Annotated in this window: 1 protein-coding gene; it reads right to left on the reverse strand. The window is 74.4% G+C overall.

The window, feature by feature from the left end; all coding sequences use genetic code 11:
* Window position 1 precedes the first annotated feature (1 nt).
* Window positions 2–16,018 (reverse strand): SDR family NAD(P)-dependent oxidoreductase, encoded by a 16,017-nt coding sequence (locus ACN260_RS20090; protein ID WP_422752551.1) that lies wholly within the window; start codon window positions 16,016–16,018, stop codon window positions 2–4.
* Between the last annotated feature and the right edge of the window lie 13 nt (window positions 16,019–16,031).

The raw sequence follows: 16,031 nt of genomic DNA on the forward strand, positions 1-16,031 counted from the left end.
GTCACTGCGCGATCCAGTCCCGTACCACCCCGGCGGTCGCGGCGACCTGCCCCTCCATCATGGTGAAGTGGTCGCCGGGCACCTCCCGGAGCGTGTGCGGGGTCTCCCAGGTGGCCCGCCACCCGTCGTCGTCCCCGCCGGCCACGATGGACTCCTGCGGCCGGACGAAGAGCACCGGCGTGTCGATCGCCTCCACCGGGCAGCTCTGCAACAGCCGCACGTAGCGGCCCATCGCCGACAGCCGGGCGCTGCTGAACTCGCCGAAGGTGGCCTCCCGGTCCAGCAGCGAGTCGAGCATGTGGGTGAAGAACGTCGCCGTGGTGCTGCCGGTGGTGAGGTAGGTGTCCAGCAGCACCACCCCGGCCGGGCCGTGCCCCTGCCGCTCCAGCTCACCGGCGGTGGCGTGGGCGAACAGCCCACCGGAGGAGTATCCGACGATCACGTACGGCCCCTGCACGGCGATCGGGCGGACCATCTCGGCGAAGACCCGTACCGCCGCGTCGGCGGAGGCGGGCAGGCTCTCGTCCCGGCCGAAACCGGGCACCGGCAGGGTCCACACGTCCCGGGTGCCGCCGAACTCGGCGGTGAACCGGGCGTACTGCTGGTCACCGCCGAGCGCCATCGGCGACGGGAAGCAGATGATCGCCGGCCCCTGGTCGCCCCGGGCGAGCCGGCGCGGGGCGGGGATCTGCGGCAGGTCGGCCGGCCCGTCGAAGGTGGGCCGGATGTCGGCCACCGCGTACAGCAGGGACAGGCCCTGCTGCACCCGACCGCTCTTGACGGCGGTGCGGAACAACGCGCTCATCGTGTCGGCGGCGGCGTCGGGCGTGCCGGCCCGCTCCTCGGCCGGTGGCGCGGCCAACTCGGTGCGCAGCAGCGCGGCCAGTTCGTCGACGCTGCCGTGGTCGAAGACCACCCCGGTGGCCAGCCGCAGGCCGGCCGCCTCGTTGAGCGCCGTACGCAGCTCCATCGCGGTGAGCGAGTCGAAGCCCAGCTCGACGAAGCGCAGCGCCGGGTCGAGGTCGTCGGCACCGCCGTGACCGAGCACGGCCGCGGCGCGCGAGCGCACCAGGTCGGCCAGCAGCGCCTGCTGGCCGTCGGCGTCCAGCCCGCCGAGGGTACGCCGCAGCGCCGCCGGGTCGGGCCGGTTCGTTCCCGACGCGGCCCGCCGGGTCGGGGTGACCAGGGCCCGCAGGATCGCCGGCACCTCGCCGCCCGCCGGGGTGCCCAGGTCCGCCTTGACCGGGACGAGCACCGCCTCGGTCCGGGCCAGCGCCGCGTCCAGCAGGGCCAGCCCCTCGGTGGTGGACATCGGCAGCACCCCGCCCCGCGACATCCGGGCCCGGTCGGTGCCACCGAGGTCGTCGGCCATCCCGCCGCCGGCCCACGGCCCCCACGCCAGGGACTGGGCGGGCAGCCCGGCGGCCCGCCGCGCGCCCGCCAGCGCGTCGAGGAAGGCGTTCGCCGCCGCGTAGTTGCCCTGCCCCGGGCCACCGAGCACACCGGCCGCCGAGGAGAACAGCACGAACGCGGTGAGGTCCGCGTCGCGGGTCAACTCGTGCAGATGGGTGGCGGCGTCGACCTTGGGGCGCAGCACCGCGTCGAGGCGGTCGCGGGTCAGCGACGGGATGATCCCGTCGTCGAGCACCCCGGCGGCGTGCACCACCCCGGTCAGCGGGTGTTCGGCGGGCACCCCGTCGAGCAGCGTGGCGACCGCGTCCCGGTCGGCCAGGTCGCAGGCGGCCACGGTGACCTCCGCTCCCCGGGCGGTGAGGTCGTCGCGCAGCGCGGCCATCCCGTCGGCGTCCGGCCCGCGCCGGCTGGCCAGCAGCAGGTGCCGCACCCCGTACGTGTCGACCAGGTGCCGGGCGACGAGCCCGCCGAGGGTGCCGGTGGCCCCGGTGAGCAGGACGGTCCCGCCCTCGGTGAAGGCGCTGCCGGGGGTGCCGTCGGGTGCGGCGGCGGGCACCAGCCGGGCGGCGTGGGCAATGCCCTCGCGGACCACGAGTTGCGGTTCACCGCCGGCCAGCACCGCCGGTAGCGCCTGGGCCGACCCGTCGTGGTCGTCGAGGTCGACCAGGACGATCCGGCCCGGGTTCTCCGACTGGGCGGAGCGGACCAGCCCCCAGGCCGCCCCGGCGGCCGGTTCGGTGACCCGGGTGCCCTGCGCGCCGTGGGTGAGCACGAGCAGCCGGGACGACGCCAGCCGCTCGTCGGCGAGCCAGTCCTGGAGCAGGGTGAGCAGTTGCCCGGTCGTGTGCCGGGCACCGGCGGCGAGGTCCCGCGGGTCGGGCTGGACGCTGGCGACCAGCACCACGTCCGGCGCGGCCCCGCCCGCGTCCAGGGCGGCGGTGAGGGCGTCCAGGTCGGGGTGGGTCTCGGCGAGCAGGCCGACGGTGTCGAGCGCGGCGGCCACCTTGAACTCGTCGACGCCGACCAGCGCCCACCGGCCGGTGGCGGGGGTGGCGGGCAGCGGCACCGGGGTCCAGTCGACCCGGTAGAGGTGTTCCTGCCGACCGGTGCGGGCGGCGGTGAGCTGACCCGCGTCGATCTCCCGCAGCACCAGCGAGTCGACCCGGGCGACGGGTGCGCCGTCCTGGTCGGTGAGGGTGAGGGCGACCTCGTCGGGGCCGGCGGGGGTGACGGTGACCCGCAGCGCGGCAGCACCGGTGGCGTGGACGGTGACCCCGGTCCAGGAGAACGGGACGCCGGGCCGGCCCTCGCCCCGGCTCAGCCCGACGGCGTGCAGGGCCGCGTCGAACAGGGCGGGGTGCAGGTGGAACCGGTCGGCGTCGAGCACGTCGGCGGGGAGCGCCACCTCGGCGTACACCTCGTCGCCGTGCCGCCAGGCGGTCCGCAGGCCCTGGAAGACCGGGCCGTAGACCAGTCCGGCGTCGGCCATCCGTTCGTAGATCCCGTCGACGTCGACGGGGGTGGCGGCGGCCGGCGGCCAGGCGGTCGCCGGGTCGGCCGACGGCTCGGCCGGGGCCGGGGTGAGCAGGCCGGTGGCGTGCCGGGTCCACGGCGCGTCCCGGTGCCGGGAGTAGACGGTGACCGGCCGGCCGCCGTCCTCACCGGGCGCACCGACGGCCACCTGCACCTGGACGCCGTCGTCGTCGGGGACGACCAGCGGCGCCTGGAGGGTGAGTTCGGCCAGCCGGCCGCAGCCGACCTGGTCCCCGGCCCGGACGGCGAGTTCGACGAGTCCGGTGCCGGGCAGCACGATCGTGTCGCCCAGCGCGTGCTCGGCCAGCCACGGGTGGGTACGCCGGGACAGCAGCCCGGTGGCGATCAGCCCGTCGGTGTCGGGCAGGGTGGTGACGGCCGACAGCAGCGGGTGCCCGGCGTCGAGCAGCCCGGCGGCGGTGACGTCCCGGTCCGCGCCGGTGTCCTGCATCCAGTAGTGCTGGTGCTGGAAGGCGTAGGTGGGCAGGTCGACGGTCCGACCGCCAGGGTTGACGGCCGCCCAGTCGAGGTCGACGCCACTGATCCACGCCTGCGCCATCCCGCTCGCGTACGCCTCGACCTGCTCACGCTTGCGCCGCTGCAACGCGATGGCGGTGGCGTCCTCCACGCAGTCGGCCACCATCGCGGTGAGCACACTGTCCGGCCCGATCTCCACGAACCGCGTCACCCCCCGCGCGGCGAGAGCGGCGACCGCGTCGGCGAACCGCACCGTGCCCCGCACCTGACCCTGCCAGTACCCGACGCTACCCAACTCGTCATCGGTGGCGAGATCACCGGTAGCGGTCGACACCAACGGAATGTCCGCCGGGTTGGCGGTCACGCTGTCGACGACCTGCCCGTATTCGGCAAGCATCGGGTCCATCAGGTGCGAGTGGAACGCGTGCGACACCCGAAGCCTGCGCGTCTTCACCTCAAGACGAGCTTCCAGCGCCGCGATCTGCTCCTCCGTACCGGAAACGACCACCGCACGGGGACCGTTCACCGCCGCCACGTCGACACCGCCCAGGTCCAGCTCATCCAGGGGCGCGGCGATCGCCAACATCGCCCCACCCGCCGGAAGAGCCTGCATCAACCCACCCCGGGCCGCCACCACCCGACACGCGTCCTCCAACGACCACACCCCGGCCACGTGCGCCGCAGCCAACTCACCGATCGAATGACCCGCCACAAAGTCCGGCTTCAACCCCCAGGACTCCGCCAGACGGAACAACGCCACCTCGACCGCGAACAGGGCCGGCTGCGTCCACCCCGTCTGATCCAACACACCATCCGGGTCGGTGAACATCACCTCCCGCAGATCACCATCCAACAACGACCCGAACGCCACACACACCTCATCCAGGGCCTGCGCGAACACCGGGAACGCCGCCGCCAGGTCACGACCCATCCCGACCCGCTGCGCACCCTGACCCGTGAACACCACCGCCGTACGACCGGTGGTGACCCGGCCCGACAGGCCGGCACCCGAGGTCAGCGCCTCCAGGGAGGAGGCCAACTCGGCGGCCGTACCACCGACGGCCACCGCCCGGTGGTCCAGCGCCGCCCGACCAACCGCCAACGAATACCCGACGTCGACCGCCCGTTCGTCGGTGAGGAAGTCCCGCAGCCGGGTGGCCTGCGCGGTGAGGCCGGTGGTGGAGCGGCTGGCCAGCGGCCAGAGCACCACGGCCGGCGTCGGGGTCGGCTCGGGGGCAACGACGGGCTGCGGGTACTCCTCGACGATGACGTGGGCGTTGGTGCCGCTGATGCCGAACGACGACACCGCCGCCCGACGGGGGCGGCCGTCGACCGGCCACTCGACGGCCTCGGTGGCCAGCCGTACGTCACCGGCGGACCAGTCCACGTGCGGGCTCGGCGCGTCCACGTGCAACGTGCGGGGAACCACCCCGTGCCGCATCGCCAACACCATCTTCATCACACCCGCCACACCGGCAGCGGCCTGCGTGTGACCCAGATTCGACTTCACCGAACCCAACCACAACGGACGCTCCCGATCCCGCCCGTACGTCGCCAGAATCGCCTGCGCCTCGATCGGATCACCCAACGTCGTACCCGTACCGTGCGCCTCCACCACATCCACCTCAGCCGCCGACACCCCCGCATTCGCCAGGGCCTGCCGGATCACCCGCTGCTGAGAGGGACCGTTCGGAGCGGTCAACCCGTTCGACGCACCGTCCTGGTTCACCGCCGAACCCCGGACGAGACCGAGGATCGTGTGCCCGTTCCGACGGGCGTCGGAGAGGCGTTCGAGCACCAGCACGCCGACACCCTCGGACCAGCCCGTCCCGTCGGCCGCCGCCGCGAACGGCTTGCACCGACCATCCGGCGCCAACCCCCGCTGCCGCGAAAACTCCACGAACGTCTCAGGCGTCGCCATCACCGTCACCCCACCGGCCAACGCCAGATCACACTCACCCGACCGCAATGCCTGACCCGCCAGATGCATCGCCACCAACGACGACGAACACGCCGTGTCCACGGTGACGGCGGGACCTTCGAGGCCGAGGGTGTACGCGATCCGCCCGGAGACGACGCTGCCGGCGCTGTGCCCGGTCACGTAGTCGTGGTACATCAGGCCGGCGAAGACGCCGGTGGCGGAGCCGCGTACCGAGGAGGGGTCGATGCCGGCCCGCTCGAACGCCTCCCAGGAGACCTCCAGCAGTTGCCGCTGCTGCGGGTCCATCAGCACGGCCTCACGCGGTGAGATGCCGAAGAAGGCCGGGTCGAAGCCGGCTGCGCCGGGCAGGAACCCACCCTGGTCGGCGTAGCTGGTGTCGGGGCGGGTGCTGGTCGGGTCGTAGAGCCGGGCCAGGTCCCAGCCCCGGTCCGTGGGGAAACCGTCGATGGCGTCGACGCCGTCGGCGACGAGCCGCCACAGGTCCTCCGGGGAGGACACCCCGCCGGGGTAGCGGCAGGCCATCCCGACGATCGCCACCGGCTCGTCACCGAACGCGGTGGTGGCGCTGCGCCCCTCCTGCGGTACGTCGAGCGCGCCGCTCAGCTCGCCGTACAGGAAACCGGCGAGGGCCACCGGCGTCGGGTAGTCGAAGATCAGGGTGGCCGGCAGCCGCAGGCCGGCCGCCGTGGAGAGCGCGTTGCGCAGCTCGACGGCGGTGAGCGAGTCGAAGCCGAGGCTCTGGAAGGTGCGGTCCGCCTCGACCGCGTCCGGGCCGGCGAGACCGAGCACGGCGGCGACGTGGGTGTGCACCAGGTGCCGGACGGCACCGGCCCGCTCCTGCTCCGGCAGGCCGGCCAGCCAGTCGCCGCCCGCCCGGTCGACGGCGCTGGCGGCGGTGGCCGTGCGCCGGGTCGGCCCGGTCAGGGCGCGGAACACCGGGGGCAGCCGGTCGCCGAGGGTACGCAGCGTCGGCACGTCGAGCCGGGCCGGGACGAGGGTGGCCGGTGCACCGGCGACGGCGGTGTCGAGCAGGGCCAGCCCGTCGGCGGTGGCCAGCGGCAGCACCCCGCCCCGCGACATCCGCTCCCGGTCGGCGTCGCCGAGCCGGTCGGTCATCGCCGAGCCCCCGCCCCACAGGCCCCACGCCAACGACACGGCCGGCAACCCGGCGGCGCGACGGGTGGCGGCGAGCGCGTCGAGGTAGGCGTTCGCCGCCGCGTAGTTGCCCTGCCCCGGCGCGCCCAGCACCCCGGACAGCGACGAGAAGAGCACGAACGCCGACAGGTCCCGACCCCGGGTCAGCTCGTCGAGCAGCCACGCCGCGTCCACCTTGGGCCGCAGCACCGCCGAGACCCGCTCCGGGGTCAGCGACGACACCACGCCGTCGTCGAGCACGCCGGCGGTGTGCACCACGGCCGACAGGTCCGGCACGTCGGCCAGGACGGTGGCCAGCTGGTCCCGGTCGGCCACGTCGCAGGCGACCAGGTCGACCCGCGCGCCGGCCGCGGTCAACTCGGCGACGAGGTCGTCGGCGCCGGCGGCGGCCGTGCCGCTGCGGGAGAGCAGCAGCAGCCTCGGCACGGCGTGCGCCGTCACCAGGTGCCGGGCCACAGCCGTGCCGAGGGCACCGGTCGCGCCGGTGACCAGCACCGTGCCGCTGCCGTAGAGCGGGGCGTCCGAGGGGGTGGCCGGGAGCGTCCGGCGGACGATCCGGGGCACCCGGACGACGCCGTCGCGGATCGACACCTGCGGGTCGCCGGCCGCCAGGGCCGCCGGCAGGACGTCGTCGGGCCGGTCGGTGTCGGCATCGACGAGCAGGATGCGGTCGGGGTTCTCCGCCTGCGCGGAGCGCAGCAGCCCCCAGACCGCCGCGCCGGCCAGGTCGGTCACGTCGTCGCCGACCGCGCGGCGGGTGAGCACGACCAGCGGCGCGGGGTCGTCCCCGGCCAGCCAGCGCTGGGTGACCGCCAGCACCCGGTGCAGTTCGGCGTGCACGTCGCCGGTGCCGCCGGCCCGCAGCACCACCGCGTCGACAGGGCCGCCGTCGGTCGGGCCGGTCGCGGTGCCGTCGACGGTGTCGGGGTGCCAGGTCCAGGTGGTGGCGGTCGGGGCGACGGTGACCGGCTGCCAGTCCAGGCCGAAGATCGCGTCGGCGACGCCGGTGCCGGCGGTGACCTGCACCGGGCGGAGCACCAGCGACCGTACGGTGGCCACGGGCGCGCCGACCGCGTCGGCGACCGCGATCCGGACCCCGCTGCCGGCGGGGGTGAGCCGGACCCGCAGGCTGGTCGCGCCGGTGGCGTGCAGCGTCACCCCCGACCAGGCGAACGGCAGGCCCTGCGGGGTGTCGCCGTCGGCGCGGGTGAGGACGTGCAGGCCGGCGTCGAACAGGGCCGGGTGCAGGCCGTAGCCGTCGGTCTCCGTACCGTCGGGGAGGTCGACCTCGGCGAAGAGTTCGTCACCGGCCCGCCAGGCGCGGCGCAGGCCCTGGAAGACGGGGCCGTAGTCGAGGCCGCCGGTGGCGAGGTCGTCGTAGAGACCGGCCAGCGGCAGCGGCTCGGCGTCGGCGGGGGGCCACGCGGTGAGCGCGACGCCGGGGGTGTCCCCGGCGGTGAGCACGCCGGTGGCGTGCCGGGTCCACGGGACGTCGTCGCGTTCCCGGGAGTGCACCAGGACGGCCCGGCGGCCGGTCGGGTCGGGCGGCTCCACGGCGACCTGCACCTCGACGCTGCCGGCGGCGGGGACGACGAGCGGCGCGTGCAGGGTCAACTCGTCGAGCAGGCCGACGCCGACCTGGTCGCCGGCGTGGATGGCGAGTTCGACGAGGCCGGTGCCGGGGAACACGACGGTCCCGCCGACGGCGTGGTCGGCGAGCCACGGGTGGGTGTGCAGCGACCACCTGCCGGTGAAGACGACGCCGTCGGTGTTGGCCAGCGGCACGGTCGCGTCGAGCAGCGGGTGGGTGGCGGCGAGCAGCCCGGCGCCGACGAGGGCCGGGTCGTAGAGCCAGTAGTGCTGGCGTTGGAAGGCGTAGGTGGGCAGGTCGACCTGCCGGGCGCCGGGGTGGATGGCGGCCCAGTCGAGGTCGACGCCGGTGGTCCACGCCTGCGCCATCCCGGTGGTGTACGCGGTGACCTGCTCCCGGTCCCGGCGCTGCAACGCGATGGTCACCGCGTCGCCGACGCTGTCGGCGACCATGGCGGTGAGGACGCTGTCCGGCCCGATCTCGACGAACCGGGTCACCCCCCGCGCGGCGAGGGCGGCGACGGCGTCGGCGAACCGCACCGTGCCCCGCACCTGACCCTGCCAGTATCCGACCGAACCCAACTCGTCGTCGGTGGCGAGGCCGCCGGTCGCGGTGGACACCAGCGGGATGCCCGCCGGGTTGGCGGTGACCCCTTCGACGACCTGCCCGTACCCGGCGAGCATCGGGTCCATCAGGTGCGAGTGGAACGCGTGCGACACCCGCAACCGACGGGTCTTCACCTCGAGGGAGGCTTCCAGCGCCGCGATCTGCTCCTCGGTCCCCGACACCACCACCGCACGGGGACCGTTCACCGCCGCCACGTCGATGTCGCCCAGGTCCAACTCGGCCAACGGGGCGGCGATCGCCAGCATCGCCCCACCCGCCGGAAGGGCCTGCATCAAGCCGCCACGGGCCGCCACCACGCGGCACGCGTCCTCCAGGGACCACACCCCGGCGACGTGGGCGGCGGCCAGCTCACCGATGGAGTGCCCGGCCACGAAGTCAGGCTTCAACCCCCACGACTCGGCCAGGCGGAACAGGGCCACCTCGACCGCGAACAACGCCGGCTGCGTCCACCCCGTCTGGTCCAGGACACCGTCCGGGTCGGCGAACATCACCTCCCGCAGATCACCGTCCAGCAGGGGCGCGAACGTGGCACACACCTCGTCCAACGCCTGCGCGAACACCGGGAAGGCTTCCGCGAGGTCACGACCCATACCGACCCGCTGCGCACCCTGACCGGTGAACACCACCGCCGTACGACCGGTGGTCAGGTGGCCGTGCACACCCTGGCCGGCGGCGAGGGCGCGGAGGCCGGGGACGCCGTCCCCGACGGCCACTCCCCGGTGTTCCAGGGCCGCCCGGCCGGTGCCGAGGGTCAGCGCCACGTCGGCGGGGTTCAGGTCGGCGTCGGCGAGGAAGTCGGCGAGGCGGGCGGCCTGGGCGGCGAGGCCGCTGGCCGACCGGCCGGAGACCGGCCACAGCGCCACCGGCGTCGGGGCCGGCGGGGCGGGCGGCGCGGTCTCGGGGGCCTGCTCCAGGATCAGGTGGGCGTTGGTGCCGCTGATGCCGAACGACGACACCGCCGCCCGACGCGGCCGGTCCAGCGCCGGCCACCGCACCTCGTCGGTGGCGAGCCGCACCTCACCGGAAGACCAGTCCACGTGCGGGCTCGGCGCGTCCACGTGCAACGTGCGGGGAACCACCCCGTGCCGCATCGCCAACACCATCTTCATCACACCCGCCACACCGGCAGCGGCCTGCGTGTGACCCAGATTCGACTTCACCGAACCCAACCACAACGGACGCTCCCGATCCCGCCCGTACGTCGCCAGAATCGCCTGCGCCTCGATCGGATCACCCAACGTCGTACCCGTACCGTGCGCCTCCACCACATCCACCTCAGCCGCCGACACCCCCGCATTCGCCAGGGCCTGCCGGATCACCCGCTGCTGAGAGGGACCGTTCGGAGCGGTCAACCCGTTCGACGCACCGTCCTGGTTCACCGCCGAACCCCGGACGAGACCGAGGATCGTGTGCCCGTTCCGACGGGCGTCGGAGAGGCGTTCGAGCACCAGCACGCCGACACCCTCGGACCAGCCCGTCCCGTCGGCCGCCGCCGCGAACGGCTTGCACCGACCATCCGGCGCCAACCCCCGCTGCCGCGAAAACTCCACGAACGTCTCAGGCGTCGCCATCACCGTCACCCCACCGGCCAACGCCAGATCACACTCACCCGACCGCAATGCCTGACCCGCCAGATGCATCGCCACCAACGACGACGAACACGCCGTGTCGACCGACACCGCCGGCCCCTCCAGCCCGAGCGTGTACGCCACCCGACCGGTGACGACGCTGCCGGCGCTGTGCCCGGAGACGTAGTCGTGGTACATCACCCCGGCGAACACACCGGTGGACGAGCCGCGCAGGGTGCCCGGGTCGATGCCGGCCCGCTCGAACGCCTCCCACGACACCTCCAGCAGCAGCCGCTGCTGCGGGTCCATGATCACCGCTTCGCGGGGGGAGATGCCGAAGAAGACCGGGTCGAACTCGGCGGCGTCGGTGAGGAAGCCACCCCGGTCCACGTACGTGGTGTCGGGGCGGGTGCTGGTCGGGTCGTAGAGCCGTGCGAGGTCCCAGCCCCGGTCCGTCGGGAAACCGTCGATGGCGTCCGCGCCGTCGGCGATCAGCCGCCACAGGTCCTCGGGCGAGGTGACGCCGCCGGGGTAGCGGCAGGCCATCCCGACGATCGCCAACGGCTCGTCCTCGGCGACGGCCGTGGCGACCTTCCGGACGGCGTCGACGCCGTCCGGGCCGGCGATCTCGCTGAGCAGGTGCCGGGCCAGGTCACGCGGCGACGGGTAGTCGAAGATCAGGGTGGCGGGCAGCCGCAGACCGGTGGCGGCGGACAGCCCGTTGCGCAGCTCGACGGCGGTGAGCGAGTCGAAGCCCAGCTCCTGGAACGCCCGGCCGGCGTCGATGCGTTCGGCGGAGGCGTGCCCGAGCACCGCCGCCACCTGGCTGAGGACCAGGGCGGTCGCGGCGCGTTCGCGTTCCTCGGTGGACAGCGCGGCGAGGTCCGCCGCCCACCCGGTGGCGACGCCTGCGGCGGCACGGGCGGCCGTCCGCCGGGCCGGGCGGACCAGGCCGTGGAACGGCAACGGCAGGTCCTCGCCGAGGGTACGCAGGGCGGCCAGGTCGAGCCGGGCCGGTACCGCGGTCGGGTACGGGTTGGCCACGGCGGCGTCGAGCAGGGCCAGCCCGTCGGCGGTGGCCAGCGGCAGCACCCCGCCCCGCGACATCCGCTCCCGGTCGGCGTCGCCGAGCCGGTCGGTCATCGCCGAACCCTCACCCCACAGCCCCCACGCCAACGACACCGCCGGCAACCCGGCGGCCCGACGCGACACCGCCAACGCGTCGAGGAACGCGTTCGCCGCCGCGTAGTTGCCCTGCCCCGGCGCGCCCAGCACCCCGGACAGCGACGAGAACAGCACGAACGCCGACAGGTCCCGACCCCGGGTCAGCTCGTCGAGCAGCCACGCCGCGTCCACCTTGGGCCGCAGCACCGCCGACAGCCGGGCGGCGGACAGCGACGACACCACGCCGTCGTCGAGCACACCGGCGGTGTGCACCACCGCCGACAGGTCGGTGCGGGCATCGAGGAGGGCCGTCACCTGCGCGCGGTCGGCCACGTCGGCGGCGACCAGCTCGGCCTGCGCACCGGCGGCGGTCAGCTCGGCGACCAGGCCGTCGGCGCCCTGCGCGGCGGGGCCCCGGCGGGACACCAGCAGCAGCCGGGTGACCCCGTGCGCCGTCACCAGATGCCGGGCCACCGCCGCGCCGAGGGCACCGGTCGCGCCGGTGACCAGCACCGTGCCGCTGCCGTACAGCGGGGTGTCCGGGGTGGCCGGTTCGACGACCTGGCGGGTGAGCCGGGGCACCGAGACCACGCCGTCGCGGACCCGTACCTGCGGCTCGCCGGTGGCCAGGGCCAGCGCGAGCGTCGTGGACACGTCGGCGTCCGGGTCGGTGTCGACCAGCAGCAGCCGGTCGGGGTTCTCGGCCTGCGCCGAGCGGAGCAGACCCCAGACGGCCGCCCCGGCCAGGTCGGTCCCGTCGCCGCCGACGGCACGCCGGGTGAGCACCACGAGCCGGTGGGTGTCGGGGCCGGCCAGCCACTCCTGTACCAGGCCGAGGACCCGGTTCACCTCGTCGTGCACCGCTTCCGGGCCGGTGACGTCCCCGGCGCTGCCGGCGGTCAGCACCAGCAGGTCCACCTCGGGGGTGGCCGGTGCGGTGCCGGTGGCCGGGTGGTGGGCCCAGGCCGGGACGACCGTGCCGGTGGGGGTGCCGATCTCCGGCCAGGTCAGGTCGAACAGCGCGTCGGCGACCCCGCCGGGGCGGGTCACCTGGACGGGGCGCAGCACCAGCGAGTCGACGGTGGCGACGGGTGCGCCGACCGCGTCGGCGACCGCCACCCGTACCCCGGAGCCGACCGGGGTGAGCCGGACCCGGACGCCGGCCGCGCCGGTGGCGTGCAGGGTGAGGCCGGTCCAGGCGAACGGCAGCCCGCGGAAGGTGTCCCCGTCGGCGAGGCCGAGGGCGTGCAGGCCGGCGTCGAGCACGGCGGGGTGCAGGCCGAACCCGTCGGCGTCCACCCCCTCCGGCAGGGTGACCTCGGCAAAGAACTCGTCGCCACGCCGCCAGACCCGGCGCAGGCCCCGGAACACCGGGCCGTAGACGAGGCCACCGGTCGCCAGGTGGTGGTAGAGGTCGTCGGTGGGCACCGGTTCGGCGTCGGCCGGCGGCCACTGCGTGAGGGCGGTCCCGGTGGTACGCGGCCCGGGGGCGAGCACCCCGCTGGCGTGCCGGGTCCACGGGGCGTCGGCGTCGGCGCTGCGGGCGTACACCTGGAGGGTGCGGGTGTGGTCGGTGCCGGCGGGGCCGACGACGACCTGGAGCTGGACGCCTCCGTGTTCGGGCAGGACCAGCGGGGCTTCGATGGTCAACTCGTCGACGGTCTCGACGCCGACCTGTGCCCCGGCGTGCAGGGCGAGGTCGACGTAGCCGGTGCCGGGGAAGACCACCGCGCCGTCGACGGCGTGGTCGGCGAGCCACGGGTGCCGGTCGAGGGAGAGCCGGCCGGTGAGGACGGCCCCGTCGGCGTTGGCGAGGGTGACGGCCGCGCCGAGCAGCGGGTGGTCGGCGGAGTCCAGGCCCATGGCGGTGGCGTCACCGGGGTCGGCCGTGGCGTCCAGCCAGAACCGCTGGTGCTGGAAGGCGTAGGTGGGCAGGTCGACGGTCCGACCGCCAGGGTTGACGGCCGCCCAGTCGAGGTCGACGCCACTGATCCACGCCTGCGCCATCCCGCTCGCGTACGCCTCGACCTGCTCACGCTTGCGCCGCTGCAACGCGATGGCGGTGGCGTCCTCCACGCAGTCGGCCACCATCGCGGTGAGCACACTGTCCGGCCCGATCTCCACGAACCGGGTCACCCCACGAGCCGCCAGCACAGCCACCGCGTCGGCGAACCGCACCGTGCCCCGCACCTGACCCTGCCAGTACCCGACGCTACCCAACTCGTCGTCGCCGGCCAGGTCACCGGTCGCGGTCGACACCAACGGAATGCCCGCCGGGTTCGCGGTCACGCTGTCGACGACCTGCCCGTATTCGGCCAGCATCGGGTCCATCAGGTGCGAGTGGAACGCGTGCGACACCCGAAGCCTGCGCGTCTTCACCTCAAGACGAGCTTCCAGCGCCGCGATCTGCTCCTCGGTGCCGGAAACGACCACCGCACGGGGACCGTTCACCGCCGCCACGTCGACACCGCCCAGGTCCAGCTCATCCAGGGGCGCGGCGATCGCCAACATCGCCCCACCCGCCGGAAGAGCCTGCATCAACCCACCCCGGGCCGCCACCACCCGACACGCGTCCTCCAACGACCACACCCCGGCCACGTGCGCCGCAGCCAACTCACCGATCGAATGACCCGCCACAAAGTCCGGCTTGAGACCCCACGACTCCGCCAGACGGAACAGGGCCACCTCGACCGCGAACAACGCCGGCTGCGTCCACCCCGTCTGATCCAACACACCATCCGGGTCGGTGAACATCACCTCCCGCAGATCACCATCCAACAACGACCCGAACGCCACACACACCTCATCCAGGGCCTGCGCGAACACCGGGAACGCCGCCGCCAGCTCACGACCCATCCCCACCCGCTGCGCACCCTGACCCGTGAACACCACCGCCGTACGACCGGTGGTGACCCGGCCCGACAGGCCGCCGCCGGCGGCCAGGGTCTCCAGACCGGCCACATCGTCACCGAGCACCACACCCCGGTACGCGCCGGCGGCCCGGGTGGTGCCCAGCGAGAACCCGACGTCGACCGGACGCTCGTCGGTGAGGAACTCCCGCAGCCGCTCGGCCTGCCCGGCCAGCGCCGCCGCCGACCGGCCGGACAGCGGCCAGAGCACCACCGGCGGCTCGGTCGTCCCGTCCGGCTCGACAGCTTCCACCGGTGGGGCCTGCTCCAGGATCACGTGCCCGTTGGTGCCGCTCACCCCGAACGACGACACCCCACCCCGGCGCGGCTGGCCGTGGTCGGGCCACTGCCGCGCCTCGGTCAGCAGCTGCACCGTGCCGGCGGACCAGTCGACGTGGGTGGACGGCTCCCCCACGTGCAGGCTCTTGGGCAGCACGCCGTGCCGCAGCGCCATCACCATCTTGATCACACCGCTGACGGCGGCGGCGGCCTGGGCGTGGCCGATGTTCGACTTGACCGAGCCGAGCCAGAGCGGCCGGTCCGCCGGCCGTTCGTGCCCGTACGTGGCGATCAGCGCCTCCGCCTCGATCGGGTCGCCGAGGGTGGTGCCGGTGCCGTGCGCCTCGATCAGGTCGACGTCGGTGGAGGTGAGCCCGGCGTTGGCGAGCGCCTGGAGGATGACCCGCTGCTGGGCCACCCCGTTGGGGGCGGTGAGCCCGTTGGACGCGCCGTCCTGGTTGATCGCGGAGCCCCGGATGACGGCGAGCACCCGGTGGCCGTTGCGCTGGGCGTCGGAGAGCCGTTCCAGCAGCAGCATGCCGACGCCCTCACCCCAGCCGGTGCCGTCGGCGTCGTCGGAGAAGGGCTTGCAGCGGCCGTCGGAGGCGAGGCCCCGCTGCCGGCTGAACGCGACGAACGCGCCGGGCGTCGACATGACGGTGACACCACCGGCCAGGGCCAGCCCGCACTCGCGTTGCCGCAGCGCGTGCGCGGCGAGGTGCAGCGCGACCAGCGACGACGAGCAGGCGGTGTTGACGGTGACGGCCGGCCCCTCCAACCCGAGGCTGTACGCGACCCGGCCGGAGATCACCGCCCCGGAGCTGCCGGTGCTCATGTACGCCTCGACCGGTTCGGGCAGCACGGTGAGCCGGTCCCAGTAGTCCTGGCCACCGCAGCCGACGAAGACACCGACCGGGCCGCCGCGCAACGTGTCGGGGTTGATGCCGGCCCGCTCGCACGCCTCCCAGCTCGTCTCCAGCACCAGCCGCTGCTGCGGGTCCATCGCCAGCGCCTCGCGGGGCGAGATGCCGAAGAACTCGGCGTCGAACTCGTCGGCGTCGTGGACGAACCCGCCCTGTTGGACGTAGCTGCTGCCGGCGGCGTCCGGGTCGGCGTCGTAGAGGGCGGCGGTGTCCCAGCCCCGGTCGGTGGGGAACTCGCCGATGGCGTCGACACCGTCGGCGACCAGCCGCCACAGGTCCTCGGGTGAGTTGACCCCACCCGGGTAGCGGCAGGCCATGCCGACGATCGCGATCGGGTCCTGCTCCTGTGACTCGACCTCGCGCAGCCGCTCCCGGGTGCGGTGCAGATCGGCGGTGACCCGCTTCAGGTACTCGAGGAGCTTCTCTTCGTTCGCCATCCGAACCTCACCA

The organism is Micromonospora sp. WMMD708, from assembly GCF_049315245.1.
GTDB classification, from domain to species: domain Bacteria; phylum Actinomycetota; class Actinomycetes; order Mycobacteriales; family Micromonosporaceae; genus Micromonospora; species Micromonospora wenchangensis.